Consider the following 24,930-nt stretch of genomic DNA (forward strand, 5'->3'; position numbering starts at 1 on the left):
ATGTTCAACTCAAAACTTAAAACTCAGAACTCAAAACTCTATCAAAACCTACTCGTCAGCCCGAAGTGAATCTTCGACGCCCCCAGGCTCAGCTGTTGCCCCGAGAAGCTCGATTTGCCCACCGAATACACGAACTGAAACAGCCCGGCCGCCGTGCGGAAGCTGATGCCCGTGCCCAGCCCGGTGGGCTGGTCGAGGGTAGCTGGCTTGGCCACATCGCTCTGGTAGGCGCGCAGCGCCGCCTGGTCGATGAAGATGAATACGTAGCCCTCGGGCCCGGTAAACTGTCTGAATTCCAGCGTGCCCACACCGTAGGCGTTGGTGTAAAACTGGTTTTCAGTGAAGCCGCGTAGCGAGTTCAGCCCACCCAGCCGGAACAGGTCGTTGAGGAAGTATTGCTGATTGAACAAGCCTTCGCCGCGCAGGCGGGCCAGCACCACGCTCTGGCGGCCCAGCGCCCAATAGCGCTCGATGCGCCCGCTGAAGGTGTACTGCGTAGTGCGCAGATTCACATTCTCATACAGCGACTCGCTGATGCTGGCATTGCGCCGGATGGTCTTGGAGCCCGCCCCGCCCTGCACGCTGATAAACGAACCCCGGTGCGGAAAATACAGGTCGTCGAGGTTGGTGCGGGCGTAGGCCAGCCCGTAGGCGCTGGCCTCCGAGTCGATAAAATCGGGCAGGGCCCGCTGGTCGTTGATGCCCACGTAGCCCAGGCTGTCGAACAGCAGCCGCGAGCTGCGCTGCTCAGCAAAAAACGTGAGCCGCCCCGCCCGCGCCGTGGGGTAGGTGACCTGCACGCGCGGCCGGATGGTGAGAAAATTGCCGCTCTGCTTGTAAAAATTAAACGTGGTGCCCACTTCCAGCGGCGTGCCGAAGAAGTTGGGGTGCAGGTAGTTGCCATCCAGCGACTGCGTCAGGGCGTCCACCTTGCGCCATTGCAGGCCTATTTGCTTGCCGCCGCCGCGCAGGTTGCGCAGGTTGATGTTGACATCGCCCGTAAACTGAAAGCCGCTCGCGCCGTTCGCATTGGGCAGCAGCCCCACGATGGCGTCGAACTGGTTGGACGAGCGCTCATCGAGCAGCAAATACACCCGCGCCCGGCCTTTGGCAAAGCGCACCTCGGGCTCGGCCCGCAGGCGCACGTAGGGCAACTGGCGCAAGAGTAGCGCCGCCGAAGTCAGCCGCTGCTGGCTATACGGCGCGCCCGGAAATATCTGTAAGTACTTGGTCAGGAAGCGCTTCTTGGTCTTGCTCGTGCCTACTACCTCGATAGAATCGAACACTACCGCCGGCCCGCGCCGCAGCACCACGCGCCCCGCAATATCATGCCCCTCCAGCCGCACCGAGTCGAGGCCCACCGTGGCGAAGGGGTAGCCCTGGTTTTCGGCTTCCGTGAGAATGCGCTCCTGCAAGGCCGCCCAGTCGGCCGGCCGCCAGGCCGCGCGCCGGAAAAATTTTTCGCGGTAGCCGGCCCGCGTCAGCAGGCCGTCGCCGAGGTTGCCGTTGCGCAGGTAGGCCCAGCGAAACTGTTCGCCCACATATACTTGCGCCCGCACCGTGTCACGGCCCCAGCTCATTTTGTCGGCCGAGGCCAGCAGGTAGGCATCAGCCTGCAAGCCCAGCACCAGTTCGCGCACCGTGCGCAGCGCCGTGAGCGAGTCGGAGACGGTAGCCGGCAGCCGGTAGCGGCGCACCACGGCGCGCTGGGCGGGGTCGGTGCTGACTTTTAGCACCCGGCTGCGGGTGAGGCGTTTGGCCACTGCGGCTACCGGGGCGCTGGGCGCGGTGGCCGGCGGCGGCAGGGGCGGCGAAGCCAGCCCCGGTGCGTTGGGCACGGCCACGCCCGTGCCAGAGGCGGGCGTTTGGGCGCGCGCGGCCCCGAGCAGCCCCAGCCAACACCCCCACAAGACGAGTAGACGGACGTACATTCGGGGTGGCAAACGCAAAACGGAAATTTTAATTTCGGGGTAGCGGTTTTTAAAGCTATTTCGCTACTACTTGTCATGCTGAGCGGAGCGCAGCGAAGTCGAAGCATCTCTATCGCTTCGTTGCTAGGTGTCAGATGTTAGTTTACCGATAGAGATGCTTCGACTCCGCTGCGCTGCGCTCAGCATGACGGATAAAAGATTGCTTAAATAGCTTTTTAGCTACCGAAAATACAACCAAAGATGGCTGGTCTTTACCTCCACATTCCTTTCTGCAAGCAAGCCTGCCACTACTGCGATTTCCACTTCAGCACCTCGCTGGGCTTGAAAAGCCAGTTTGTAGATGCGCTGCTGAAGGAAATGGCTTTGCGCCGCCACTACCTGCCCGACCCCGCCGCTCCGCTCGAAACCATCTATTTCGGCGGCGGCACGCCGTCCTTATTAACGGGGGAGGAGCTGGGCCGCATTTTCGCTGCCATTCAGGAAAACTTCGTCGTATCGCCGCAGGCCGAAATCACCCTCGAAGCCAACCCCGACGACCTCACCGCCGAGAAGCTGGCCGTACTCGCGGCCTCGCCCGTCAACCGCCTCAGCATTGGCCTCCAAAGCTTCCACGAGCCGCATTTGCGGCTGATGAACCGGGCGCACTCAGCCCAAGAGTCGGGCGAGGCTGTGCGGCGGGCGCAGGCGGCGGGGTTTGAGAATATTTCGGTGGATTTGATTTACGGCGTGCCGGCTGCCAGCCACGAAATCTGGGAAACCGATTTGGCGCGGCTGTTTGAGCTGGGCGTGCCGCATGTGTCGGCCTACGCGCTCACCATCGAGCCCGATACGGCGTTTGGGCGGCGGCTGCGAAAGGGCACCTTCGTAGCGCCGCCCGATGAATTCGTGGCCCGGCAGTTTGAAATACTGCTGGCGCAGCTGCGCCGGCACGGCTACGAGCAGTACGAAATCAGCAATTTCTGCCAGCCCGGCCGCGAAAGCCGCCACAACTCCAACTACTGGCGCGGCGTGCCCTACCTCGGCCTCGGCCCGAGCGCGCACTCTTTCGACGGCCGCAGCCGCCAATACGCGGTGGCCAACAACCCGCAGTACGTAGCCGCCGTGCTGGAGCGCGGCGAGGTGCCCGCTACCGTGGAGCACCTTTCGCCCCTCGACCAGGCCAACGAATACCTGCTCACGACCCTGCGCACCAGCCGCGGCTGCGACCTCGGCCACCTGCGCGACGCGCTGGGCTTCGACCTGCTCGCCACCCGCGCCGACTACCTCCGCAGCCTCACCGAACAGGAAATGGCGACGCTGGAACACAGCGTATTGCGCCTCACTGATGCTGGCAAGCTGCTCGCCGACCACATCACGCTGGAGCTGTTTGCCGAAGCGCCGGCCGCCGCTGGCGCGTAGCCCGGCGCGGCCAGATGGCCGCCAGCGCGTTTCTTGCGTTATCCTTAAAGCGCCTTTGCGCCCATTTTTTTCCTCTGCGGCTTGTGAAGAAACTCAGTGATGCCCTCGTCAGCAACGACGACTTTTTTGTGGAGCAAGTCCACCTCACGGCCATCGTCTTTGACAATACCGACGACGTAACCATCTGGGCCACTACGTTTCGCGACGACGAGCCGCACTTCTTTCACCTCGGCCTGCCCTTCCATGACCTCGACACGCTGCTGCGCGTGGCCGGCGACCGCGCCGACGCCCTGGCCGAAGAAGTAGCCGACGCCCTGGCCACCACCGAGGAGTGGCCCTGCCTGCTCGAATACACCTCCGACGAAGACCCGCCCGTGCCCCTGCCCGGCGTGGCCCTCAAGCTCGCCGTCACCTTCCCGGCCGATGCGGAGGAAGATGATGACCCGCAGCCGCATAATATCTTCTATCTGGAAGGCATTTATGCGCGGTTGAATGGGTGAGAGCGGGTAATACAATTGTCATGCTGAACATTCTGCGCATCAAGCAGAGATGAAGCATCTCGCGTGGCGCAGTAACTTTTACGCCAGCAGAGAAGCGAGCGAGATGCTTCATCTCTGCTTGATGCGCAGAATGTTCAGCATGACAGGATAAATGTGGTACCTCATTCCCGGCCTGGGGGCCGACGAGCGCGTATTCCGGGGCTTGCAGCTACCCGGCCCAGCCACCGTGCTGCGCTGGCTGCCGCCGCTGTCGCCCACCGAGCCGTTGCGGCACTACGCCGCCCGCCTGGCCGAAGCTGTGCCACCCGGCCAGCCGTGCTGGCTGGTGGGCGTATCGTTTGGCGGGCTGCTGGCGCTGGAAGTGGGCCGGCTACGGCCCCTGGCGCGGGTAGTGCTTATTTCCAGTCTTGCCGATGCCCGCCAACTGCCGCCGCTGCTGAAGCTGGGCCGCGCCACCGGCCTGCACCGGCTGGTGCCGTTTGGGCTGCTGCCCCGGCTCCCGCGCCTGGCACAGTGGTTTTTTGGGGCGCGTAATGGCCGCGAGTACCACCTGCTGGCCCGCATCCTGCGCGATACTGACCCGGCGTTTGCCCGCTGGGCCACCCGCCAACTGTTGCACTGGGACAGCGCCGGCGTGCCCACCGCCGTGCGCCTGCACGGCACCCACGACCGGCTGCTGCCCGCCGGCGCGGCCCGCATCGACTACCCGCTGCCCGGCGCGGGCCACTTCATGATAGTGAGCCACGCCGGGGCCATCAGCCGCGTGTTGCAAAAACTGGCTTAGTAAGCTGGCTTGCTTTAAAAACCAATATTAGTCAGTATATTAGCGGTAATTTTCATGCAGTAGTTAATTCTATATGGTCAAAAATTACGCACTTAAAATTAATTTGCTGGCCCTCGGCCTGGGCGGGATGGTACCTAAAGCCGGGGCGCAAGCCTGGCCGCCCGACTCGCTACGCTGGGCGGCCCCGCCGCAAGTGCTGCTTAAGGCGGGGCTGCGCCTCAAGCATTTCAGCTACTCGGGCAGCGGCCAAAGCTGGCAGTTTGTGGTGCCGCTGTCGGTAGGGGCCGAGTACCGGCTCACCTCGCGGCTGGCGTGCTACGGCCAAGCCGATGCCGACCTGCAAGCCAGCCGCGAGCTGGCCCGCCGTGGGGCCCGCCGCAACGTGCTGCCCAGCGCCGCGCTCGGCCTGGGCGTGCGCTACTACTACGGCCAGCCCGGCCGGGGCCAATTGCGCCACCATAATCGCCCATTCGGCAATTACCTGGCTCTGGAAGGCAGCGTGGAGCGCGCCGAGCTAAACGCCCGGTATTTGGCTTCCAATCTATCGCGCCGCCAAACGCCCACCAGCCTCACGCCCGGCGTGTACGCCTACTGGGGCACGCAGCATCGGCTGCGGCGCGGCATGCTTTACGATGTAAACGCCGGCCTGGGCTGGCAGGCCCCGCCGTATTACAACTACGAAAGCCCCACGCCCACCCACTACGACCTCACGGCGCAGGTAAACCTGCGCGTGTACTGGGGCTGGGGCAACTAAGCGACCAGATGGCTACTCAGTGGTAACGACGCCGGGATGTGTCGCTACATACTCGGGCACTAGTAAGCTCAAATTGCGGAATAGCCGCGAAGCGGCGGCACGTTGGTAGTTACAGCAGCCAATCGGCTACTTGGAGCCGCAAAGCGGCAGCGCTTACGGATAAGTGTCGCCGCTTTGCGGTTTTAGATGGCTAAAAATTACGTAGGCTACCAACGTGCCGCCGCTTCGCGGCTACCTTGAACCTGCAAGGTAATTGCCTATAACATTAAAAGGGCTGCTCCGTGAGGAGCAGCCCTTTTCAACTTGGTTGGCGGGTAGCGCGAAAGCCTAAGCTTCAGCTACTTCGGCAGCTACCGGAACAACCGACACGAACGAACGGTCGTCGCGGCCTTTCTTGAACTGCACGGTGCCATCAACCAGTGCAAACAGCGTGTGGTCTTTGCCCATGCCCACGTTGGTGCCAGCGTGGTGCTTGGTGCCGCGCTGACGCACGATGATGTTGCCAGCGATGAGGGGCTGACCACCGAAGATTTTCACGCCGAGGCGTTTGCTATGCGATTCACGGCCGTTGTTTGACGAGCCTACGCCTTTTTTGTGTGCCATTTTAGTTAGTGCTTAGTGCTTAGAGGTTGGTGCTTAGTTTAGAATGGTGCAGGCTTGACGATACGGCCAAGCACTAGGCACCAACAACTAAGCACTAAAATTACCCGATGCTGTTAATCAGAACTTTGGTGAACTGCTGGCGGTGGCCATTCAGTTTCTTGTAGCCCTTGCGGCGCTTCTTCTTGAACACCAGAACTTTGTCGCCCTGCACGTGGGCGATGATGGTGCCTTTTACGGCAACGTTCAGCTCGGGCGTGCCGATGCTCAGGGTGCCGTTGTCATCGGTCAGCAGGGCGTTGCCGAGCTCTACCGAGTCACCGACATTGCCGGCTAGACGTTGGGCGTAAACAAATTTATTAGCCTCAACCTTAGTCTGTTGGCCGGCGATATTGACAATGGCGTACATCTTATTTCCGCTGGAGGTTTCTCAAAAGGGAACGCAAAAGTACGGCACCAATCCGGCAATTCCAAACCTAAGTTGTTAATTAGTAGTAGCTCGCCCAAAAGTGAGCCTAATTCAAGCACTTTGTTGGCCACGCTAGCTAACTAGCTGAGCAAAAGAAAGTGATTGCCGCCCGGCGTTTTCTGTGGACAACTAACGTTATCCACACCTAAAATGTGGATAAGTCGCTATAAATCGGTCGATTTGACGGCTTTGCCTCATCCTTTACTCAGAGTGGCGGAGGTGTGCCGCCGGGCAGGGGGGAAAGGAATACGGACTGCCGGCCGGCAGGTTGCCGGCTCTATCTTTGAACAACAGCGGCCCCAAACCATCGGCCGCTGGCCGGGTTTGTTGCCCCAGCTTACCGTCGCTAGTTCTTCTAAAAACTTACCTGCTTTATGGAGCCCTTACTTGCCGAAAATCCTAATCGCTTCGTCCTATTTCCCATTCAGAACCCCGAGGTTTGGGAGTTTTACAAAAAGGCGGAAGCCTCGTTCTGGACGGCTGAAGAAATCGACCTTAGCCAGGACCAGAAAGACTGGAACGGCCTGAACGACAACGAGCGCCACTTCATCAAGCACGTACTGGCCTTCTTCGCGGCCAGCGACGGCATCGTGAATGAAAACCTGGCCATCAACTTCATGCAGGAGGTGCAGATGCCCGAGGCGCGCTGCTTCTACGGCTTCCAGATTATGATGGAAAACATTCACAGCGAGACCTATTCGCTGCTGATTGACACCTACATCAAAGACCCCAAGGAGAAGGACTACCTCTTCAACGCCCTCGAAACCGTGCCCGCCGTGCAGCGCAAGGGCCAGTGGGCGCTGACTTGGATTAACTCGGAGAATTTTGCCGAGCGCCTAATCGCCTTCGCGGCCGTGGAAGGCATCTTTTTCTCGGGCTCCTTCTGCTCGATTTTCTGGCTCAAAAAGCGCGGCTTGATGCCCGGCCTCACCTTCTCCAACGAACTGATTTCGCGTGACGAGGGGCTGCACTGCGACTTTGCCTGCCTGCTCTACAGCTACCTCAACAACAAGCTGCCCGAGGCCCGCGTGCAGGAAATTATCCGCGACGCGGTAACGATTGAGCAGGAGTTCGTGACCGAAGCGCTGCCGGTGAGCCTCATCGGCATGAATGCTAAGACAATGAGCCAGTACATCGAGTTTGTGGCCGACCGCCTGTTGGTGTCGCTGGGCTGCGGCAAGATTTATAATGCTACCAACCCCTTCGACTTCATGGAAATGATTTCGGTGCAAGGCAAAACCAACTTCTTCGAGAAGCGCGTGGCCGAGTACCAGAAGGCCGGCGTAATGACGGAGCGCAACGAGAACGTGTTCTCGCTCGACGAGGATTTCTAAGCCGTTTATAAAACTGCGCAAAAGGCCTGGCTTTCTGTTGGAAGCCAGGCCTTTTTGTTGTCTACATGCCTAAGTCCGTCAGCCCAGGGTGGTCGGCCGGGCGGGTACCTAGCGGCCAGTGAAACTTGCGCTTGTTCTCCGCGATGGCCACGTCGTTGATGCTGGCTTCGCGGCGCTGCATGAGGCCGTAGGCATCAAATTCCCACTGCTCGTTGCCGTAGGCGCGAAACCACTGGCCGGCCGCGTCGTGGTACTCGTACTGAAAGCGCACGGCAATGCGGTTTTCGTGAAAGCCCCAGAGCTCCTTGATGAGGCGGTACTCGTGCTCCTTTTGCCACTTGCGGGTCAGAAACTCCTCGATGGCGGCGCGGCCGCTGAAAAACTCGCTACGGTTGCGCCACTGGCTGGCCTCGGTGTAGGCCAGGGCCACGCGGGCGGGGTTGCGCGAGTTCCAGGCGTCTTCGGCGAGGCGGGCTTTCTGGGTGGCGGTTTCGAAGGTGAACGGGGGGAAAGGTGGGCGGGCGTCGGACATAACGGGGGTGACCTTTTGCGTAATGCCGTATCTACAAGCGGCTGCCGCTGTTGGTTTGCCGCTCAGCTATCTTCCCATGCTTGTTCCTGCTGACAAATGGCCGCTACCCGGTCAAACCGACCCTGCCCTCACGCCCTGCGCCTTCTGCCGCCGCCGACTGCTCATCAATGGCAAGCGGGTCTTCAAAAGCTGCTCGTGCAAGGCCTTTGGGCCGCCCGTGACCATTGCGGCGCTAGTGGCCGGGGCGGTGCTGGCGGTGGGGGTAGGGGCGTGGTGGCTGGCACGCACTAGAAAATGAGGCTTGGTCGTTGAGGTTGAATGATGCTACTTCGACGCTTTGTAAACTGGCTGCGGCCCAAAATGCCCGTTCTCAATATCTTACTAGTATTGGGGGCTTATGCGGGCAATGAGTTTCTGTCGATGCAGCTATTCTGCCAGCCGGTGCGCTGGGCAGCACTGGTTTTGTTGGCTAGCGTTGGAGCCTTTTTGGTGTGGCCTTGGCTGCCGGCGCGGCCAAGGCTACTGCGCTATCTGGCACTGTTGCTACAGGGGGCGTTGCTGCCCATCGGGATTTATTGCATCTGGTTTCTGGGTCCAGGGGCATTGGTAGTGGGTCTGGTGCTGGGGTTTCTGCTGGTGCCGTTGCTGGCCTGGGTGCCGGTGGTGGTGGCGGGCCAAGCGGTCTGGCGCGGCCTGCATAGCGCCTTGCCGGGTAGCATCGTAGTATTTGGCCTGGGGGTATCGGGACCGCTGTTGGCGCAGGGCTGGGCTGAGTGGCAGTTCCAGCAGGTAGAAGCGGCAGTAGCAGCCCTGCCGCCTAGCCAGCGCTATGAGCTAGCAGCTTTGAGTAGAGTATTGCCCCGTACTTACATGGCCGAGCGGCTGGCTGGTACGCTGTTCAAGTATCACAACTACTTCGATGACTTCGACGGCTGGCGGCCTCCTTTGCACGACCCATTGGTGAATGTCTGTCTATGGCTGCGGGCCGGGCAGCAATACAACAAACCCGGTGTGCGCCAAGCTAATCCGCTGTTGATGGGACACCAGCCTATCGCGCCTATCTGGCCGGCCAACGTGTTAAGCGAGCAGGTAGCCTTATATAAGCAGTTATTTCCGCAAGAGCCGGTAAAAGCGGACTGCGCTTGCTCGCATAATGGTGATGCACAAGGGTACCTATATTGGCGGCCGTAAGAAGTACCAGTATCTGTCGCTATTTTTCAGACAGGATATACGCAAAAAAAGCTTAGCACGCGGGCAGGCCGCCCGGCCGTTTCCTTGAAAACGGGCCGGGCGGCCTCATTTTCAAGCTATGTGGAGAAATTCTAAATTTTTCCTTTGCCAACCCCAAACATGGGAACTAATTTCCGACTTTAAAGCGCCGTGGCCCAGCACGCTAGGCTAGCCAGATTAGTACCCCCGCTCCTTAAAGCACCCGTTATAACATGCTCGTAATCAAACGTGATGGCCGCCGTGAGTCGGTCAAGTTCGATAAAGTAACCGCCCGCATTGAAAAACTTTGCTACGGGCTTAATCAAAACTACGTGTCGCCCATCGAGGTGGCCAAAAAGGTCATCGACGGCATCTACGATGGCGTGACGACCGTCGAACTCGACAACCTGGCGGCCGAGACGGCCGCTTCGCTGACCACCCGGCACCCGGACTACGCCATCCTGGCGGCCCGCATCGCGGTGAGCAACCTGCACAAGGTGACCTCGAAGTCGTTTTCGAGCACCATGAAGCGCCTCTACACCTACGAGGACCCCAAGAATGGCGACAACGCCTCGCTGATTGCCAAGGACGTGTGGGAGGTGATTCACAAGCACGCGCACACCCTGGACTCGGCCATTATCTACGACCGCGACTACAACTACGACTTCTTCGGGTTTAAGACCCTAGAGCGCTCGTACTTGCTGCGCCTCGATGGCAAGGTGGTAGAGCGGCCCCAGCACATGCTGATGCGCGTGTCGGTGGGCATCCACAAGGATGACATCGACTCGGCCATCAAGACTTACAACATGATGAGCGAGCGCTGGATGACCCACGCCACGCCCACGCTGTTCAACGCCGGCACGCCCAAGCCGCAGATGTCGTCGTGCTTCCTGCTCACGGTGAAGGACGACTCGATTGAGGGTATCTACGAGACGCTGAAGGACTGCGCGCTGATTTCGCAGAGCGCGGGCGGCATCGGCCTGGCCGTGCACAACGTGCGCGCCACGGGCTCCTACATCAAGGGCACCAACGGCAACTCGAATGGCCTGGTGCCGATGCTGAAGGTGTTCAACGACACGGCCCGCTACGTGGACCAGGGCGGCGGCAAGCGCAAGGGCGCGTTCGCCATTTACCTGGAGCCCTGGCACGCCGACGTGTTCGAGTTCCTGGACCTGAAGAAGAATCACGGCAAGGAGGAAATGCGCGCCCGCGACTTGTTTTACGCCCTCTGGACGCCCGACCTGTTCATGAAGCGCGTGGAAGCCAACGGCGACTGGACGCTGATGTGCCCCCACGAGTGCCCAGGCCTCGACACGAGCTGGGGCCCCGAGTTTGAGAAGCTCTACACCAAGTACGAGCGCGAGGGCCGCGGCCGCAAGACCATCAAGGCGCAGGAGCTGTGGTTTGCCATCCTGGAAAGCCAGACCGAGACGGGCACGCCCTACATGCTCTTCAAGGATGCCGCCAACGGCAAGAGCAACCAGCAGAACCTGGGCACGATTAAGAGCAGCAACCTCTGCACCGAGATAATGGAGTACACCGACAAGGACGAGATTGCGGTGTGCAACCTCGCCTCGCTGGCGCTGCCCCGCTACCTCGTGGAAGACGCCCAGGGCAACGTGCGCTTCGACCACGACAAGCTGTTTGAAGTGACCTACCAGACGACCTTGAACCTCAACAAGGTTATCGACGTGAACTACTACCCGGTGCCCGAAACCGAGCGCTCCAACTTCCGCCACCGGCCCATCGGCCTGGGGGTGCAGGGGCTGGCCGATACGTTTATCGCGCTGCGCATGCCCTTCGAGAGCGACGAGGCCAAGGGCCTGAACGAGGACATTTTCGAGACGATTTACTTCGCGGCCATGACGGCTTCGAAGGACCTCGCCATCAAGGACGGGGCCTACGAAACCTTCCCCGGCTCGCCCCTGAGCGAGGGCAAGTTCCAGTTTGACCTCTGGGGCGTGACGCCCAAGTCGGGCCGCTGGGACTGGGACACGCTGCGTGGCCAGGTAGTGGAGCACGGCGTGCGCAACTCGCTGCTGGTGGCACCCATGCCTACCGCCAGCACCGCCCAGATTCTGGGCAACAACGAGTCGTTTGAGCCCTACACCAGCAACATTTATGTGCGGCGCGTGCTCAGCGGCGAGTTTATGGTGGTGAACAAACACCTGCTGAAGGACCTGGTTAAGCTGGGCCTCTGGAACGAGCAGATGAAGCAGGACATCATCGCGGCCAACGGCTCGGTGCAGAACATTGCCCGTGTGCCGCAGCACATCAAGGACCTGTACAAGACGGTGTGGGAGATTTCGCAGCGCACCATCATCGACATGGCCGCCGACCGGGGCGCCTACATCTGCCAGAGCCAGAGCCTGAACCTGCACGTGCAGAACCCCAACTTTGGCAAGCTCACCAGCATGCACTTCCACAGCTGGAAGCGCGGCCTCAAAACCGGCATGTACTACCTGCGCACCAAAGCCGCTGCCGACGCCATCAAGTTCACGGTGGAAAAGCAAGCCGCCGAAACCCTGGAGCCCATGTACGCCCAGAACCAAGCCGACATGGCCTGCTCGCTCGATAACCCCGACGCCTGCGAGGCGTGTGGGTCGTAGGAAGGTAACAATTGCTAGGGTGCCAGCGGTACCCTATGCATTACCAAACAACCAAAAAGCCATCTCATTTGAGGTGGCTTTTTCTTAACTCCTACCTACCTATGTACCAAAATGAAGACATCGACTTTAGCAAGCTTAATCTGATTTGGCTAAACAGCGTCAGCATAGAATTGGATGAGATAGCCGACCTGATAGAAGTGTCAGAGCGCGCCCACACTTACCTACACGAACACGGCCGGACGGAGATTGTCGGCTACACGAACCGGCGTAAGTTCATATCCGTTACCTTTATGTTTAGCGGGCAAAAGCTCGTGATAGAAGACGTTAGCCTCCCTCGTTATGAAACCATCCAAGACGTTATCCTCCGCCGGCTCGCCGCAGAATCCGGCGAATCTTTCGATGAACGGGAAGACTCCTGAAGAATGGGAAGCTACCCGCATCAGTGGGCCACTCACGAAGCAGGAGCTATTTGTATACCTCAAGAAAATCGGCAAGCTGCCCGCCGATGCCAAGTATAAGCAGGCTTCATAGCCCGGTGGAAGAGCAAGCCGCCGAAACCCTGGAGCCCATGTACGCCTAGAGCCAAAGCGACATGGCCTGCTCTATAATTCGGGCGTATATGCGTTCTAGGATTGCATTATTCATCAAATCATAAAGGCAGGCGGACTATCTTAAAATAGTCCGCCTGCCTTTACTTTTATCAATATGAAATGTCAGAATTTCGCATTAGACCTTGGTGAAAGGACTTTGAAAATTATAGAACAGTATCATGAAAGAGATGATAATTTAGAAGAAAAATATGAGGTAAGTTTACTAATTAATTGTCTTCTTGGTCTAGTTATGCTCCCAAAAGAGAAGGGTCAATCATATCTGCCTTCTAAAAGAGTCCATGAACTCGCTGATTGGGGACTTTCTAGGTCAAAAATTAATGGCAGTAAAAGTAAGACGGTACGTGAATTAGTAGAGCAGCTTCGAGGTGGAGTGGCACACTTGTCGTTTGATTTCAAAACAGATGGAAATAATCAGATAGAGTATGTGCTAGTTTTTGATGATAATAAGGTTGAGGTACTTGCTGAATTTCATGTTGCGGAGTTACACCCATTTCTGAGTAATCTGTATTCTGAATGGCGTGAAAATTATAAAAAATATTCAAAGCATTAAGCGTAAGGAGATATGGAGCCATTTTTTTGGGTCGCACTACCTGTGCTGATTATTTGGGGCATTAGAGAATTTAAGAAAAGTGAGAATCGGCACAAGTCTTATGAAGCTTTGAAGCAGAGATTGGCTAGGGAAGAAGTCGAAAAGCGTCAAGAAAAAATTATTCTTGAACAAGAGGAGGCTATGCTTAAAATAGAAGCAGATGCTATAGGAGTGGATAGTATGATTTATACTTTTGAAAAAGAGTTAAAGGTGATAATCGTGAGTATTAATTCTCTTTATTATGATGAGTTTGGTAGTATATACAATGACGATGAGATTCCTGATTCAGTAAAGCAGAGGCATAAAGCATTTGATGACAGTATCAGGATGCTGAGAAGAAAAATATCTTATTTAAATGGATTGAATAAGTGAGTAGTGCAGGTATTCTCCCTTATTTCTGCCAAAAGACTCCTAGCCACCCCAGCCGCTGCCGCCCCCGGTAGCGGCTGCCGTGTTTTTGGGGAAGTCCGGTAGGGCAGGGGGGCCGCCGCCCGGCCTTACCGGACGTCCGGTAGGGCGGGGCGCACGTTGTACCTTAGCCACGTGGAAACGTCGGCGTCGGCGGGCGGGGCGGTAGCTTTGCCGCATGACGCTTCACGACAAGTCGCTAGTTGTGGCACCCAATAAGGTGCAGGATTACTTGCTGAATCCTGACCACCCGGTGGGTGGGGCCAAGGCGCGGTTCTTCCTGGGCATCGGCTACTCGCGGCAGCACTACGAGCAACTGATAGCCGACTTGCTAGCGCACGGCCACAGCGGTACCGTGACGGAGGAAAAAGCGTCGCCCTACGGCGTTAAGTTTGTGGTGGATGGCCCCTTGCTCGCACCTAATGGCCGGGAGTATCCCATCCGCACCGTGTGGATGGAACAATCACCGGGCATCCACGTTTTGCTAATCACCGCCCACTTACTCGACCGCTGATGAAACCCTTCGTTGAACTAGACACCGTGCAGTTGCAAAAAGACCATCTCGAATGTGGCTTGGCAGCCGGCGCGCTGGGCACGGTCGTGTTAGTACATGCCCAAGGCGAGGCCTACGAAGTAGAATTTATCGGCCTCGACGGGCATACGCAGGCCGTCTTGACGCTGCCCGCCGCCGAAGTGGCCGCCATCGCGCAGCCCTGGCGGCAGGCTGCATAGCCTACAGTCGATTCCAGGTTTTCCTCAGCCGCTGCCGCCCCCGGTAGCGGCTGCCGTGTTTTTACTGTTGGCAGAAACCGCGTTACAAACCCAGCAGCGCTCCCAGCACCCCGTTCACCACCTGCGCCATGCGCGCAAAGTCGAGCGTGTCGATAGTGTCGGTGGCCTCGTGGTAGTGCGGGTTGCGCAGGAAAGACGTGTCGTTTATCATCACGGCCTGGTAGCCGTGCTGCCAATAGTTGCGGTGGTCGGAGAGGCCGGCCAGGGGCTGGCCGGCGGGCAAGTTGATGCGCTGCACGTCGATGGTAGAATTGGCCTGCATGAGCGCCTGCACCTGCTGCGTGAGCGCCTCCTGCCCCTGCCGGCCCACCACGATGATGAAGTTGCCGGTATCGGGGTAAAGCGCCGCCAGCCCGGCATCCGGAAACTGCTGCGAGCCTGGCGCGTCGCTGAAGTAGCCTATCATTTCGTAGCAAAGCATAGCGCGCACGCGGGCCCCGGCGGCGTGCAGCGCGGCGGCGTGCACGGCGCTGCCCATGTGCTCGGTGCCGAAGAAGGGCGGCTCTTCGAGCGAATACGCCACGAAATCGACGCGCCGCGTGAGGGCAGCGGCCAGCGGCTGGAGTAGCCGAGCGGTTTCGAGCAGGCCGGCCACGGCGCTGGCGTTGTCGTCGGCCCCGGGCTGCTCGCCGCACACGTCGTAGTGCGCGCCCACTACCAGGCGCTCGGCGTCGGGCGGGCCAAAAGAGGCGATGATGTTTCGGTACTCCTCGCCTTCGACCTGGTAGCGCTGCTCGGTCACGGCTGCGCCGCCGAGCTGCTCAAACTCGGCCCGGATGTAGTCGGCCGCCTGGTTGAGCGAAGCCAGGTTCAGGTACTGCCGGGCGGGCTGAATGCCGGTCAGAAAGGCCACGTCGGCGTGCAGGCGGGTGGGGCTGGCAGTGGTCATAGGGCGGGGCGGGGGTAGTCAGAGGGGCTGAAGAAGCTACTTAAATAAGGCAAAGCTAGTTGTCATGCTGAGCGGAGCTGAAGCATCTCTGCCGCCTCGTCGAACAGCTTGGATGAAGCGGTAGAGATGCTTTGACTGAGCTGCGCTGCGCTCAGCATGACGGTTAGTAGCCAGTACCTACTCGCCGCCGTACTTGCTACCCCCGCCGCCGCCCGCGTCCATGCGCACGATGCGGGGCGTGAACGAGCCAAGCACGTCCACCAGGTCGTGCTGGTGGGCCATTACCTGGTGAATGTCTTTGTAGGCCATCGGCGCCTCGTCGAGCCCGCCGCCGATGAGCTCCACGCCTTTGTCGCGCAGCAGGCGGCGCAGCTCGCCCTCGCTCACCTGCTGCTTGGCCTGGCTGCGCGAAAGCCGCCGGCCCGCGCCGTGCGCGGCCGACTGGATGGAAGCGCGCTCGCCCCGGCCGCGCACCAAAAAGCCCGGGGCCGTCATCGAGCCCGGAATGATACCCAGCACGCCGGCGCCGGCCGGCGTGGCGCCCTTGCGGTGCACTATCGCCTCGCGGCCGTCGGGCAGGGTTTCGCGCCAGGCAAAGTTGTGGTGGTTTTCGATGTTGCCCAGCGGCTTTTCGCCCAGCGCCTGGCGTAGGCGGCGGTGAATGTCGCGGTGGCAGGCCGAGGCGTAGTCGCCGGCTAGGTTCATGGCGCGCCAGTATTCCTGGCCCTCCGGGGTGTCGAGGCCGAGCCAGGCCAGGTAGCGCGCCTCGGGCGGCAGCGGGCACTTGGCCATGGCCACCTTGGTGTAGTGCTGCGCAATGGCCGCGCCCAGCCCCCGCGAGCCCGAGTGCGAAAGCAGCCCCACATACTGGCCCACCGGCACGCCCAGCTCGTTGTCCTCGGTAGTGATATCGACCAAGCCCCACTCCACGAAGTGGTTGCCCGAGCCCGACGAGCCCAGCTGCTTGTGCGCCGCCTCGTGCTTGCCGCGCACCACCGCGATTTCCCGAAACTCGGGCCGGTCCAGAATCGGGTCGTCGGTCGGGTTTTTGAAAACCTCCTTGCCGCCGAAGCGGGTGTGGGCGTGCAGCATTTTCTTGAGCTCCTGGGTGCGCTGGGTTAGGTAGCGCGGCGGCAAACCGAACACCGAGAGCGCCATGCGGCAGCCGATGTCCATGCCCACGCCGTAGGGAATCACGGCATTGTCCACGGCCAGCACGCCCCCAATGGGCAGGCCGTAGCCCTGGTGGGCGTCGGGCATCAGGGCGCCGTCGAGGGCCACGGGCAGCTGCATGGCGGTGTCCATCTGGCGGCGGGCCCCGTCCTCAATGAAGGCCTCGCCGTAGCGGCGGTAGTCTTTCACCTGCGGGTTGAGGCCCACGGCGCGGCTGGGGTCGGGCACAAATTCCTTGGCCAGCTCGCGCCACAGCGAGTCGCGCAGGTAGGCATAGGGGTCGTCTTTTATTTTTTGGAGCAAAGCCAGCGCGCTGCCCTTGTCGAGCTTGCTGAGCTGGCGGTCAGTCAGAATATCCAGCGCCAGTGTGGTGGCGCGGCCTTCGGGGTAGCCGAGCTTGCGCAGGTCGTTGCCGCGCAGTTTGGAGTTTGCCATAAGATAGAACGGGAGGGAAGACACCCGGTATAGCGCGGCCCGGCGGCGCGGGGTTATGGCCCAGATTGTTCGTTTGGGCTCGGATAACGCCCTTTTTTGACCCCGGCCCGGGGCCGGCACGTATGGCAATAGGTTCGGGCCAGGCTCGAAAATCATCCCCCACAACTCGCGCATCTCATGGCTACTTTTGAAGATAACCTCGGCGGGCGGCTGCCCCTGCTCAGCCCCGACCAGCTCGACTCCGACCAGAAAAAGCTGTACGCGCAGCTGCAAGACACGATGGTGCCCTGGGCCAAAAAGTCCGGCTTTCAGGCCGCTACTTTCGACGACCGCCTCGTCGGCCCGTTTAATGCGATGTTGCGCAGCCCCGTCATTAGCAAGGCCCTGATGGCCGTGACCGCCGCCGAAGGCCAGGAAACCGCCCTCGGCGAGCGCGTGCGGCAGGTGGTAATTCTGACCGTGGGCGCGGCCTGGCAGGCGGCCTACGAGCTGTATGCCCACGTGGCCGTGGGCCGGCAGGCGGGCTTCGACGAGGCCACGGTGCAGGCGCTGGCGGCCGGCCAGAAGCCCGCCGCCCTCACCCCCGACGAGGGCGTGGCCTACGACTTCACCCACCGCCTGGCCACTACCCACCAAATCGACGCCGGCCTCTACGAGCAAGCCGTGGTTACTTTCGGCGAAAAAGGCGTGGTGGATATGATTTATCTGGCTGGGCACTACATGACCATCAGCGGGTTGCTGAATACGTTTGCCGTGCCGGCGCCCGCCACGGTGGCCCCGGCCGTATAATACCGTTATGATTCCGCTCATCACCCAAACGCCCCGCCTCCAGCTGCTGGCCGCCAGCCGGGCGCTGCTCACCGCCGAACTGCACAAGCCCCAGTACTTTCCGGTGCTGCTGGGGGCAGCCCAGCCCGCCAGCTGGCCGCCCCCCGGCTACGACCGCGAGGCCATGCAGTATTTTCTGGAAAAACTCACGGCCGGCGGCCGCGATGCGGCCGGCTGGTACAACTGGTACGCCCTGCTAAAGCCCGAGGGCGACGTGCCCCGCACGCTGGTGGGCTCGGGCGGCTTCACGGGCCCGCCCAATGCGGCGGGCTGCGCCGAGCTGGGCTACTCCATCGCCGCCGAGTGGCGCGGGCGCGGCCTGGCCACCGAGCTGGTGGCCGGCCTGGTGCAGCAAGCCGCCGCCACCGGCCAGGTGCGCCGCCTGGTAGCCCACGCCCAGCCCGAAAACCTGGCTTCGCAAAAGGTGCTTTTGGCCAACGGCTTCACCTCGACGGGCACTGACGTAAACGGGCAGCTGCGCTTTGAGCGGGCCGTGGAGCCGGCCGCGGTAGGGTAGCCCGCGCGATTATTAAAACGCCCAACAGGCCGCTAAACATAGTTTAGCGGCCTGTTGGGCGTTTTGCAGCTGGTTTTAATCGGGCAGTTGGTTGATGTCCGTCGGCTCGGTGCGCGGTGCGGCGTTCATCAGGTGCCGGTACTTGGCGCTCGATTCGTAGGCCTTGATGCGGACCCGGTTGATGCTGCCCAGCGGCCGGTGCTCGGGCAGACAGTGGAAAGGATTGAACGACAGCACGTCATCGGCGTACACGCGGCGGGCGGGGCTGAAGGCATCCTGGGCGGGCAGCACGATTTTGCCCAGCACCTGGTAGGGGCTCTGCTCTTGGGGCCAGTCGATGCTGGCGTCTTCTACGGGCATGGTGTTGAGGTCGGTGCAGAGCTGGGCGCGCAGCTCGTACTCGGCCCCCTGGGTTTGGAAAAAGTCTACTACCATGTCGCGGTAGGCGCCCGGCTCGCTCACGTCCATCTCCTTGCCGGCCAGCGCCTTCAGGTTTTCGGAAAGCGGGGCCACGCTGATTTTGGCCACGTAGTCGCCGTAGCGCACCGCGCCGAGCGTGGTGTAGGTTTCGCCCAGCATGTGGTGGTTGGGGTGGGCCTGCACTACCATGTTCACTTCTTTTTTGGGGCCGCCTACGTCTTCGAGCAGCTCCAGAGCCTTGTCGGCCAGCACGCCTACTTTGTTGATGGCGGTTTGCAGCAGTTCGGGGCCGTGGGCCAGCTTCTCGATGCGCAGCTGCATGTCGTGGTAGCTTTTTACGTCGCCGGTCGGGATGATGGTATCATTCACCATCAAAAAATCCTGGGTTACGGCGTCGGCCTCGTTATCCAGAAACTTCTTGCCTTCGACCCCGATGATTTTCAGCGCGAAGCCCTTCACGGCCGGCTGGCTGTCGGGCTGAATGGCCCCCGGTGAGGTCGAGAGCCGGATGATAACCGGGTAGGTTTTCGCTTCTTTAAACATGCCCTGCGCCAGATGCTCGGGCAGGCCGGGCGCAATGTGCAGCTCGCCGCGCAGGATGCCGTGGCTTTTGGCGTGGGCATCGCGGATGGCGTGGCGGTTTTTCTCAAACATCAGGCGCGCCACGCGGGCCATTGAGGCCACGGTTTCGTCGCCGAGCTGTTCTTCGTTGGGTTGGATTTCTTCGACGCCATCGGCGTAGCGCACGTAGGAGAGGGGAGGGGTAGGCATTAGGAAAGAGGGGTAGGAAATGCTTGGCTACAAGGCTAGCTAGCGAGATACGGTTTGCCGGAAGGGACGGTTTAGCCGCGCGGCAAAACCGGCTGCTGGTGGGCAAGCACAGCCGCCCGCGCCCGGCCGCCGTACAAAGGCTCCGAACCCTTTCTTTCCTTTCGCCATGAACCGATTACTGCTGCTTTTTGCGGTGCTGTTGGCCTGGGCCGGCCCGGCTCGCGCCGCCGATATTCCGCCCCGGCCCAAGCCCTTCACCTTCGTGAACGACCAGGCTAAGATGCTGAACGCCAGCGATGCGAAAAAGCTCGAAAATGGCCTGCGCAAATACGCCGACACCTACGGCACGCAGGTGGTGCTCGTGACCGTGCCCAGCCTGGGCGGCACCAGCGCTGCCGAGTACGCCCGCCAGCTCGGCACCGACTGGGGCGTGGGCCAGCGCGACAAAAACAACGGCATTGTGGTGCTGCTTTCGGGCCAGGACCGCCAGATGAGCATCGAGGCCGGCTCGGGTTTGCGTAGCGTCATCACCCCCGACCTAACTCGCCGCGTGATACGCGAGCAAATGACGCCCGCCTTCAAGCAGGGCAACTACTTCGCCGGCCTTAGCAAAGGCCTGGGCACCATCATGCTGGCCGCCAACCCCAGCTCGGACCCGCGCAAAGACGCCACCGCTACCACGCCAGCCACCACCGGCGCGGCCGACGTGCCCAGCGGCGCCAGCAGCCTCAACGATAACGCGGCTACCACCACTAACTCTGACCCGTACCCCGCCGCCACGCCCACGCCCGAGCCGGCTTCGTCGGGCTTTGGCCTGGGCAGCATTCTCATCGGCGTGCTTGTGATTGGGGGCGGCATCTGGTTGGTATCGAAGCTCTTCAACCGCAACAAGAACACGGCCAGCCAAACTCCCGATTTCATGGGCAACCGCCCTGCTAACAACAACTCCACGCCCAACTTCGGCGCGCCCAACCAAGGCTACCCGCAGGGCCAGGGCAACTACGGCGGCGGCTACGGCGGGCCGGCCCCCAGCTCGGGCTCGGGCATGGGCGGCATTCTGGCCACCGGCGCGGCAGCGGCAGCGGGTGCCTACCTCGGCAATCGCATGGCCGGCGGCGGCAGCCACGACAGCGGGGCCAATAACTTCGGCACGGGCGCGGCCGCCGGCTTTGGTGGCGGCGCGGGCACCGCGCCGCCCGCCAATGCGGCCAGCGACTACTTTGGCGAGCGCGGCGGCGCTGGCAGCAGCGACGCCGGCCCCGACTATTTCTCGGGCAACGACAGCGCCGGTAGCTCCGACAGCTTTTTCTCCGACAGCGGCTCTTACGACGACTCGTCGTCGGGCGATATGGGCGGCGGCGGCTTCGACAGCACCAGCGACGACGACAACAGCGGCTCGTGGTAAACCCTGATGCTGGCCCAAAAGAAAGCCCGGTAGCAATGCGCTACCGGGCTTTCTTTTTAGGATTGGCAGACGGTTATTTCTTCTGCGTTTTCACCGTTTTGCCCGAGGGCTTGTCTTTGATTTCGGTTTCGTTTTCCTTCTCCTTGGCCTTGGTGGCGGGGTCGGTGTGCTTGGGGGTGTTTACGGGGGTGGCCATTTTGGTGGGGCTAGGTAAGCTGACTGGATGCCCCTGATACGTAGCCCGCGCCCCAGCGTTGAGATTAAGGCGCTTTGGCGCTGCGCTGGCATCTGCAACGTCAGGCAAAAGCGCCCACGCGCTACACCCACTGCCGCAGGTACTGGTATACCTCGGGGTGGTGCAGCAGCCCGGCGTGGTGCTGGGCCTCGAAGCGGGCGGTGCGCACGCTGGTGCCGGGCGGCAGGGTGGTTTCGTCGCTGAAAAGCTGGCCCCGGCCGCTGGCGCTGCCCACCAGCCCATCGCCGAAGTAGTCGCGCACGGCCTGCGGCAGGCTGGCCCGCAGCCACGCGCCCACCAGCACGTGGTAGCGCACGCCGGGCAGTAGCGGCACCACGGTGCGCGGGCGCGGCAGGGCAGGGTCGTCGGGCTGCTGCCAGTCCTCATCTACCAGCAGGGCCTGGCCCAGGTCCTTAATACCGTTGGAGCGCCGGGCGATGGCCTCGCTCACGAAGCGCGTCGGAAACAGGTCGATGCGCCGCAGCAGGCGCTCGACCAGTCGGCCATTCTGCTCCAGGTACGAGCCCTCGTGCGGCACGCCTAGCAGAAACACCGCGCGCAAATGCGCCAGCCAGGGAGCGGGGGGAGTTTTGAGTTTTGAGTTCTGAGTTTTGAGTTGGTCAGCGTTGGTAGCCTTGCGTGTGCTGGCTTGTTTTTTAACTCCTAACTCAGAACTCAAAACTCCTAACTCCCCTGCGTAATACCCCGCCGAGCGCACTACCAGCCCGCCCATGCTGTGGCCCACCAGCACCAGCTCGCCCACGGCGTCGGGGTAGGCGGCCAGCAGGTCGGTGAGTAATTGGCTGAGGGCGCGGCCGTTTTCGGAGATGTGCAAACCCGTGTTGTAGCGCACGTAGAGCACCCGCACGCCGGCCTCGGTGGCTAGGCGCGGGCCGTAGCGCAGGGCCGCGCCCGAGGCGGCCGCGCTGGCTTGCCAGATGAGCTCGTCGCCCATGAGGCCGTGCACGAAGACCACCGTTTTCTGGCGCGGCTCGCTCAGGTGCAGGTCGGCCACGGCCACGTCGTGCCCGCCCCGCCGAAAGCTGAGCGCGATGGTGCGCGGGTCGTGGCGGGCGGCCAGCTGGTCGCCGAGCGCGCCGTTGAGCACGGGCAGAAAAAAATGCTGGTGCGCCCGCCCGGCCTGGTACAGCAGCGTGGCCCCGCGCACGGGCAGCAGCGCGGTGCGGGCCAGCGTGCCGAGGGCGCGGTGCCACGCAGAGGGTTTGGGCGAGGGCGAAGCAGGCATGGGGTAGGGCAGGGCAAGGATAGGTAAGAACCGGAAGAGCAACAAAAATCCGGCGCGCTCGTCCAAGTCTATACGCCACCGGGCTGCATCTTTGCATCGACACCTACCTCTTTTTTAGTATGAACTCCTCTCTTCGCCCCGCCCTGGCTTTGCTGCTGGGCGCTTCGGCCACGCTGCTCACGGCCTGCGACTACAAATACAGCCCCGGCGTGAACCCGCAGTTCCGCCACACCTTCACCAACCCGCCCGGCTACACCAACGCCGACATCAACCGCGATAGCATCAACTACAAACAAAACGTGCGCAAGCCCATCGGAAAGGGTTCGGCCACCGACCTGGCCACCGCCAGCACCGACGAGCAGCTGAACTCGGCCCCGGCCGGCAAAAGCACCACGCCGCAGTCGGCCAGCGGCAAGCTCGACAACGTAGAGAACGCCAGCCCCACTAGCAGCTCGGCCGCGCCTTCGGGCAAGGAGTAAGCGCTTTTTTACAAGCCCCACCAAAGCGCCCGCTGTCGCCCTGGCAGCGGGCGCTTTGTGCAAGGAGCAGGCCCTGGCCGGCGCGCCCACGCCCCCGCTGGCCGCTACCAAAACCCGGCGGCTACGTATGCGAAAGCTACCCGGCCCCGCTGCTGGTAGCGGCCCGGTTTTCGCCCTAATGCCCTAGCTGCCTATGCTTTCCAACCACGCCTCGCGGGCCAGCACGCCCGCCTTTTTGCCGGTAGTGCCCGGCCTGCACGCCCTGCGCGACGTTTTTGTGAACCTCTACTACGCCGCCGCCGTGCCCGAGCAGCCGCGCGGCCCCTGGGTGCTCATCGACACGGGCCTGCCTGGCTCGGCGCACAAGATAAAAGCGCACGCCGCCGAGGCGTTTGGGCCGACAAACCCGCCCGCCGCCATCGTGCTCACCCACGCGCACTTCGACCATGCCGGCAGCCTGGAAGCCCTGCTCGAAGCCTGGCCCGACGTAACCGTGTACGCCCACCCGCTGGAGCTGCCCTACCTCACGGGCCGCAGCAGTTACCCCGCGCCCGACCCCACCGTGGGCGGCGGCATGATGGCGTATTTGTCGTTTGTATACCCTAAAACGCCCTATGACGTGGGTTCCCGCGTGCAGCCCCTGCCCGACGATGGCAGCGTGCCCGGCCTGCCCGGCTGGCGCTGGCTGCACACGCCTGGCCACACGCCGGGCCACGTGTCGTTTTTCCGGGAAGAAGGCCGGGTGCTGGTGGCCGGCGATGCCTTCACCACGGTGCGGGGCGAGTCGGGCCTGGCCACCCTCACCCAGAAGCAGGTAGTGCACGGCCCGCCCGCCTACTTCACCCCCGACTGGGACGCGGCCCGCGTGTCGGTAGCCGAGCTGCTGACCCTCGTGCCCGAGGTAGCCGCCACCGGCCACGGCATACCCATGCACGGCGAGCAGTTGCGCACCGAGTTGTCGTTTTTGGCCGTGCATTTCAACACCGTGGCCCGGCCCAAAATCGGGCGCTACGCCCACCATGCTGCCGTGGCCGATGCCAGCGGCGTCGTGTCGGTGCCGCCGCCGCTGGTGAAGCCCTGGGTGAAAGGCCTGGCCGTGGCCGGCGTGCTACTGGGTGCGGTGGCGCTTCTCGCTAGCGGCAAAAAGGCTAAAAAGAAGAAGGCCCGCCGCGCCTGGTACCACGACCGGCCGGCCCGGCCCTATCGGGCGTAACGCCAAGCTCCGGCTTGGCGAGCGAGCGCAGCTAGCTATTACGTTAGTGAACGTCTGCTAGCGCGCATGCTCGCTGCGCTCGCTCGCCAAGCCGGAGCTTGGCGTTACATCGCCTTTGGGAACTGCCCCGGCCGGGCGTAGCCGTAGCGCACGGGCGGCAGCACAGCGTGGTAGCCGTCGAGGCCCGAAATGGCGGCTTCGCCCAGCGCCACGAGGTCGAGCGTGCCATCGGGCCGCAGGCCTTCCTCACGCAAATACACGTGCTCGACTTCGCTCACCAGCAGTACCGTGCCGTTGAAAATGGCGTGCTCTTCCTTCAGGCGCAGCCCGATGCTGAGCGGGCTCTCGGCCACGTAGGGCGCGGCGAAGCCGTCGCGGTAGTCGGCCGTGAAGCCGCATTCTTCAAACTCCGACACGTTGTCGTCGAAGTTGGCCGACGTGTAGTGCGCCTGGGCTACCAGGTTCAGCGGCACGTGGTTGAGGGTAAAGTAGCCGCCGTTGTCCTTGATGTTCTGGTAGGTGTGGCGCGGCACGGTAGTGGGCCGCGTCACGATGCCGAGCACCGCCGGGTCGGAGCCCAAATGAATGGCCGAGCTGAAAATAGCCAGGTTGGTTTGCCCGCCGGGCGCGGCCGTGCCTACCAGGTTGGCGGGCTTGAAACCGGGCAAGCCATTGACGAGGTTGAGGCGGTAGATTTTCTCGAAGGCCGCAATGTCGGCGGCGGTGATGTGGCGCATGTTGAGTTTTCCGAAGAGTAATGAAAACGGTCATGCTGAGCGGAGCGCAGCGGAGTCGAAGC

At 61.7% G+C, this 24,930-nt stretch carries 29 protein-coding genes; 19 read left to right on the top strand and 10 right to left on the bottom strand.

Annotation, left to right across the window (positions count from 1 at the left end; translation table 11 throughout):
* Positions 1 to 41: 41 nt before the first annotated feature.
* Complete coding sequence (locus VFO93_RS11020; RefSeq protein WP_325134425.1) at positions 42 to 1,931, bottom strand: BamA/TamA family outer membrane protein; 1,890 nt, start codon at positions 1,929 to 1,931, stop codon at positions 42 to 44.
* A gap of 240 nt (positions 1,932 to 2,171) precedes the next feature.
* On the opposite strand from VFO93_RS11020, the gene hemW reads away from it, so the two are divergent.
* The 4 genes from hemW (at position 2,172) to VFO93_RS11040 (ending at position 5,367) form a co-directional block, all read left to right on the top strand.
* On the top strand, positions 2,172 to 3,329 hold the full coding sequence (gene hemW / locus VFO93_RS11025; protein WP_325134426.1) for a radical SAM family heme chaperone HemW: 1,158 nt from the start codon (positions 2,172 to 2,174) through the stop codon (positions 3,327 to 3,329).
* An 83-nt stretch (positions 3,330 to 3,412) separates the two neighbouring features.
* Positions 3,413 to 3,829 carry a hypothetical protein gene (locus tag VFO93_RS11030; protein WP_325134427.1) on the top strand — a complete coding sequence of 139 codons (417 nt, stop codon included), beginning with the start codon at positions 3,413 to 3,415 and terminating at the stop codon, positions 3,827 to 3,829.
* Between the two features lie 151 nt (positions 3,830 to 3,980).
* A complete protein-coding gene (locus tag VFO93_RS11035; protein WP_325134428.1) occupies positions 3,981 to 4,613 on the top strand; it encodes an alpha/beta hydrolase in 633 nt (210 codons plus the stop codon).
* Positions 4,614 to 4,686: 73 nt separating this feature from the next.
* Complete coding sequence (locus VFO93_RS11040; RefSeq protein WP_325134429.1) at positions 4,687 to 5,367, top strand: hypothetical protein; 681 nt, start codon at positions 4,687 to 4,689, stop codon at positions 5,365 to 5,367.
* Between the two features lie 327 nt (positions 5,368 to 5,694).
* Here VFO93_RS11040 and rpmA read toward each other — a convergent pair whose 3' ends face one another.
* Together rpmA and rplU are read right to left on the bottom strand one after the other, a co-directional pair.
* Positions 5,695 to 5,970, bottom strand: coding sequence for a 50S ribosomal protein L27 (gene rpmA / locus VFO93_RS11045; RefSeq protein ID WP_198989771.1), 276 nt, complete (start codon positions 5,968 to 5,970; stop codon positions 5,695 to 5,697).
* A gap of 100 nt (positions 5,971 to 6,070) precedes the next feature.
* Positions 6,071 to 6,376, bottom strand: a complete 306-nt coding sequence (gene rplU / locus VFO93_RS11050; protein WP_325134430.1) for a 50S ribosomal protein L21 — start codon at positions 6,374 to 6,376, stop codon at positions 6,071 to 6,073.
* Positions 6,377 to 6,810: 434 nt separating this feature from the next.
* Between rplU and VFO93_RS11055 the strand changes: the two genes are divergently transcribed.
* Positions 6,811 to 7,770, top strand: coding sequence for a ribonucleoside-diphosphate reductase small subunit (locus tag VFO93_RS11055; protein ID WP_325134431.1), 960 nt, complete (start codon positions 6,811 to 6,813; stop codon positions 7,768 to 7,770).
* 61 nt (positions 7,771 to 7,831) lie between these two features.
* Here the strand turns inward: VFO93_RS11055 and VFO93_RS11060 are convergent, their stop codons facing one another.
* A complete protein-coding gene (locus VFO93_RS11060) occupies positions 7,832 to 8,302 on the bottom strand; it encodes a nuclear transport factor 2 family protein (protein WP_325134432.1) in 471 nt (156 codons plus the stop codon).
* A gap of 76 nt (positions 8,303 to 8,378) precedes the next feature.
* Between VFO93_RS11060 and VFO93_RS11065 the strand changes: the two genes are divergently transcribed.
* The 9 genes from VFO93_RS11065 to VFO93_RS11105 all read left to right on the top strand — a co-directional run bounded on the left by VFO93_RS11065 (position 8,379) and on the right by VFO93_RS11105 (position 14,460).
* Entirely contained in the window at positions 8,379 to 8,600 is a 222-nt protein-coding gene (locus VFO93_RS11065) for a hypothetical protein (RefSeq protein ID WP_325134433.1), read from the top strand.
* A 62-nt stretch (positions 8,601 to 8,662) separates the two neighbouring features.
* A complete protein-coding gene (locus VFO93_RS11070) occupies positions 8,663 to 9,493 on the top strand; it encodes a hypothetical protein (RefSeq protein ID WP_325134434.1) in 831 nt (276 codons plus the stop codon).
* Between the two features lie 251 nt (positions 9,494 to 9,744).
* Positions 9,745 to 12,120, top strand: coding sequence for a ribonucleoside-diphosphate reductase subunit alpha (locus tag VFO93_RS11075; protein WP_325134435.1), 2,376 nt, complete (start codon positions 9,745 to 9,747; stop codon positions 12,118 to 12,120).
* Positions 12,121 to 12,221: 101 nt separating this feature from the next.
* Positions 12,222 to 12,539, top strand: coding sequence for a hypothetical protein (locus VFO93_RS11080; protein WP_325134436.1), 318 nt, complete (start codon positions 12,222 to 12,224; stop codon positions 12,537 to 12,539).
* Positions 12,520 to 12,651 (top strand): hypothetical protein, encoded by a 132-nt coding sequence (locus tag VFO93_RS11085; protein WP_325134437.1) that lies wholly within the window; start codon positions 12,520 to 12,522, stop codon positions 12,649 to 12,651. The genes VFO93_RS11080 and VFO93_RS11085 overlap by 20 nt, the downstream gene beginning before the upstream one ends.
* Positions 12,652 to 12,825: 174 nt before the next feature.
* Positions 12,826 to 13,281, top strand: a complete 456-nt coding sequence (locus VFO93_RS11090) for a HEPN family nuclease (RefSeq protein ID WP_325134438.1) — start codon at positions 12,826 to 12,828, stop codon at positions 13,279 to 13,281.
* A 12-nt stretch (positions 13,282 to 13,293) separates the two neighbouring features.
* Positions 13,294 to 13,692, top strand: coding sequence for a hypothetical protein (locus VFO93_RS11095; protein WP_325134439.1), 399 nt, complete (start codon positions 13,294 to 13,296; stop codon positions 13,690 to 13,692).
* Positions 13,693 to 13,906: 214 nt separating this feature from the next.
* Positions 13,907 to 14,242 (top strand): DUF6883 domain-containing protein, encoded by a 336-nt coding sequence (locus VFO93_RS11100; RefSeq protein ID WP_325134440.1) that lies wholly within the window; start codon positions 13,907 to 13,909, stop codon positions 14,240 to 14,242.
* Complete coding sequence (locus VFO93_RS11105; RefSeq protein ID WP_325134441.1) at positions 14,242 to 14,460, top strand: DUF4926 domain-containing protein; 219 nt, start codon at positions 14,242 to 14,244, stop codon at positions 14,458 to 14,460. The genes VFO93_RS11100 and VFO93_RS11105 overlap by 1 nt, the downstream gene beginning before the upstream one ends.
* Positions 14,461 to 14,542: 82 nt before the next feature.
* Here the strand turns inward: VFO93_RS11105 and VFO93_RS11110 are convergent, their stop codons facing one another.
* Positions 14,543 to 15,409 carry a M28 family peptidase gene (locus VFO93_RS11110; protein ID WP_325134442.1) on the bottom strand — a complete coding sequence of 289 codons (867 nt, stop codon included), beginning with the start codon at positions 15,407 to 15,409 and terminating at the stop codon, positions 14,543 to 14,545.
* Between the two features lie 177 nt (positions 15,410 to 15,586).
* The gene (locus VFO93_RS11115; protein ID WP_325134443.1) at positions 15,587 to 17,017 is read right to left on the bottom strand and encodes an RtcB family protein; all 1,431 of its coding nucleotides are present in this window, start codon (positions 17,015 to 17,017) and stop codon (positions 15,587 to 15,589) included.
* 177 nt (positions 17,018 to 17,194) lie between these two features.
* Between VFO93_RS11115 and VFO93_RS11120 the strand changes: the two genes are divergently transcribed.
* Positions 17,195 to 17,806: a carboxymuconolactone decarboxylase family protein gene (locus VFO93_RS11120; RefSeq protein WP_325134444.1), complete on the top strand. Its 612-nt coding sequence runs from the start codon at positions 17,195 to 17,197 to the stop codon at positions 17,804 to 17,806.
* Between the two features lie 7 nt (positions 17,807 to 17,813).
* On the top strand, positions 17,814 to 18,362 hold the full coding sequence (locus tag VFO93_RS11125; protein WP_325134445.1) for a GNAT family N-acetyltransferase: 549 nt from the start codon (positions 17,814 to 17,816) through the stop codon (positions 18,360 to 18,362).
* A gap of 75 nt (positions 18,363 to 18,437) precedes the next feature.
* Here VFO93_RS11125 and VFO93_RS11130 read toward each other — a convergent pair whose 3' ends face one another.
* The gene (locus VFO93_RS11130; RefSeq protein WP_325134446.1) at positions 18,438 to 19,553 is read right to left on the bottom strand and encodes a catalase family protein; all 1,116 of its coding nucleotides are present in this window, start codon (positions 19,551 to 19,553) and stop codon (positions 18,438 to 18,440) included.
* Positions 19,554 to 19,719: 166 nt separating this feature from the next.
* Between VFO93_RS11130 and VFO93_RS11135 the strand changes: the two genes are divergently transcribed.
* Positions 19,720 to 20,958, top strand: coding sequence for a TPM domain-containing protein (locus VFO93_RS11135; RefSeq protein ID WP_325134447.1), 1,239 nt, complete (start codon positions 19,720 to 19,722; stop codon positions 20,956 to 20,958).
* 73 nt (positions 20,959 to 21,031) lie between these two features.
* On the opposite strand, the gene VFO93_RS11140 is transcribed toward VFO93_RS11135, so the two are convergent.
* Entirely contained in the window at positions 21,032 to 21,154 is a 123-nt protein-coding gene (locus tag VFO93_RS11140) for a hypothetical protein (protein ID WP_325134448.1), read from the bottom strand.
* Between the two features lie 121 nt (positions 21,155 to 21,275).
* On the bottom strand, positions 21,276 to 22,439 hold the full coding sequence (locus tag VFO93_RS11145; protein WP_325134449.1) for an esterase/lipase family protein: 1,164 nt from the start codon (positions 22,437 to 22,439) through the stop codon (positions 21,276 to 21,278).
* A 119-nt stretch (positions 22,440 to 22,558) separates the two neighbouring features.
* Between VFO93_RS11145 and VFO93_RS11150 the strand changes: the two genes are divergently transcribed.
* Together VFO93_RS11150 and VFO93_RS11155 are read left to right on the top strand one after the other, a co-directional pair.
* A complete protein-coding gene (locus VFO93_RS11150) occupies positions 22,559 to 22,918 on the top strand; it encodes a hypothetical protein (RefSeq protein ID WP_325134450.1) in 360 nt (119 codons plus the stop codon).
* Between the two features lie 193 nt (positions 22,919 to 23,111).
* A complete protein-coding gene (locus VFO93_RS11155; protein ID WP_325134451.1) occupies positions 23,112 to 24,131 on the top strand; it encodes an MBL fold metallo-hydrolase in 1,020 nt (339 codons plus the stop codon).
* A 104-nt stretch (positions 24,132 to 24,235) separates the two neighbouring features.
* Here the strand turns inward: VFO93_RS11155 and VFO93_RS11160 are convergent, their stop codons facing one another.
* Positions 24,236 to 24,868: a flavin reductase family protein gene (locus VFO93_RS11160; RefSeq protein WP_325134452.1), complete on the bottom strand. Its 633-nt coding sequence runs from the start codon at positions 24,866 to 24,868 to the stop codon at positions 24,236 to 24,238.
* Positions 24,869 to 24,930: the final 62 nt, after the last annotated feature.

The organism is Hymenobacter sp. (assembly GCF_035709525.1).
Taxonomy (GTDB): Bacteria; Bacteroidota; Bacteroidia; order Cytophagales; family Hymenobacteraceae; genus Hymenobacter.

Excerpts from the sequence above, each read along its gene's own strand:
- VFO93_RS11020 (WP_325134425.1), bottom strand. The coding sequence starts at position 1,931 with ATGTACGTCCGTCTACTCGTCTTGTGGGGGTGTTGGCTGGGGCTGCTC.
- VFO93_RS11150 (WP_325134450.1), top strand. The coding sequence starts at position 22,559 with ATGAACTCCTCTCTTCGCCCCGCCCTGGCTTTGCTGCTGGGCGCTTCG.
- VFO93_RS11060 (WP_325134432.1), bottom strand. The coding sequence starts at position 8,302 with ATGTCCGACGCCCGCCCACCTTTCCCCCCGTTCACCTTCGAAACCGCC.
- VFO93_RS11145 (WP_325134449.1), bottom strand. The coding sequence starts at position 22,439 with ATGCCTGCTTCGCCCTCGCCCAAACCCTCTGCGTGGCACCGCGCCCTC.
- VFO93_RS11160 (WP_325134452.1), bottom strand. The coding sequence starts at position 24,868 with ATGCGCCACATCACCGCCGCCGACATTGCGGCCTTCGAGAAAATCTAC.
- VFO93_RS11140 (WP_325134448.1), bottom strand. The coding sequence starts at position 21,154 with ATGGCCACCCCCGTAAACACCCCCAAGCACACCGACCCCGCCACCAAG.
- VFO93_RS11040 (WP_325134429.1), top strand. The coding sequence starts at position 4,687 with ATGGTCAAAAATTACGCACTTAAAATTAATTTGCTGGCCCTCGGCCTG.
- VFO93_RS11055 (WP_325134431.1), top strand. The coding sequence starts at position 6,811 with ATGGAGCCCTTACTTGCCGAAAATCCTAATCGCTTCGTCCTATTTCCC.
- VFO93_RS11075 (WP_325134435.1), top strand. The coding sequence starts at position 9,745 with ATGCTCGTAATCAAACGTGATGGCCGCCGTGAGTCGGTCAAGTTCGAT.
- VFO93_RS11135 (WP_325134447.1), top strand. The coding sequence starts at position 19,720 with ATGAACCGATTACTGCTGCTTTTTGCGGTGCTGTTGGCCTGGGCCGGC.
- VFO93_RS11065 (WP_325134433.1), top strand. The coding sequence starts at position 8,379 with ATGCTTGTTCCTGCTGACAAATGGCCGCTACCCGGTCAAACCGACCCT.
- VFO93_RS11125 (WP_325134445.1), top strand. The coding sequence starts at position 17,814 with ATGATTCCGCTCATCACCCAAACGCCCCGCCTCCAGCTGCTGGCCGCC.
- VFO93_RS11115 (WP_325134443.1), bottom strand. The coding sequence starts at position 17,017 with ATGGCAAACTCCAAACTGCGCGGCAACGACCTGCGCAAGCTCGGCTAC.
- VFO93_RS11105 (WP_325134441.1), top strand. The coding sequence starts at position 14,242 with ATGAAACCCTTCGTTGAACTAGACACCGTGCAGTTGCAAAAAGACCAT.
- VFO93_RS11110 (WP_325134442.1), bottom strand. The coding sequence starts at position 15,409 with ATGACCACTGCCAGCCCCACCCGCCTGCACGCCGACGTGGCCTTTCTG.
- rplU (WP_325134430.1), bottom strand. The coding sequence starts at position 6,376 with ATGTACGCCATTGTCAATATCGCCGGCCAACAGACTAAGGTTGAGGCT.
- VFO93_RS11095 (WP_325134439.1), top strand. The coding sequence starts at position 13,294 with ATGGAGCCATTTTTTTGGGTCGCACTACCTGTGCTGATTATTTGGGGC.
- VFO93_RS11090 (WP_325134438.1), top strand. The coding sequence starts at position 12,826 with ATGAAATGTCAGAATTTCGCATTAGACCTTGGTGAAAGGACTTTGAAA.
- VFO93_RS11085 (WP_325134437.1), top strand. The coding sequence starts at position 12,520 with ATGAACGGGAAGACTCCTGAAGAATGGGAAGCTACCCGCATCAGTGGG.
- VFO93_RS11155 (WP_325134451.1), top strand. The coding sequence starts at position 23,112 with ATGCTTTCCAACCACGCCTCGCGGGCCAGCACGCCCGCCTTTTTGCCG.
- VFO93_RS11035 (WP_325134428.1), top strand. The coding sequence starts at position 3,981 with ATGTGGTACCTCATTCCCGGCCTGGGGGCCGACGAGCGCGTATTCCGG.
- VFO93_RS11120 (WP_325134444.1), top strand. The coding sequence starts at position 17,195 with ATGGCTACTTTTGAAGATAACCTCGGCGGGCGGCTGCCCCTGCTCAGC.
- VFO93_RS11080 (WP_325134436.1), top strand. The coding sequence starts at position 12,222 with ATGTACCAAAATGAAGACATCGACTTTAGCAAGCTTAATCTGATTTGG.
- VFO93_RS11130 (WP_325134446.1), bottom strand. The coding sequence starts at position 19,553 with ATGCCTACCCCTCCCCTCTCCTACGTGCGCTACGCCGATGGCGTCGAA.
- hemW (WP_325134426.1), top strand. The coding sequence starts at position 2,172 with ATGGCTGGTCTTTACCTCCACATTCCTTTCTGCAAGCAAGCCTGCCAC.
- VFO93_RS11100 (WP_325134440.1), top strand. The coding sequence starts at position 13,907 with ATGACGCTTCACGACAAGTCGCTAGTTGTGGCACCCAATAAGGTGCAG.
- VFO93_RS11070 (WP_325134434.1), top strand. The coding sequence starts at position 8,663 with ATGCCCGTTCTCAATATCTTACTAGTATTGGGGGCTTATGCGGGCAAT.
- rpmA (WP_198989771.1), bottom strand. The coding sequence starts at position 5,970 with ATGGCACACAAAAAAGGCGTAGGCTCGTCAAACAACGGCCGTGAATCG.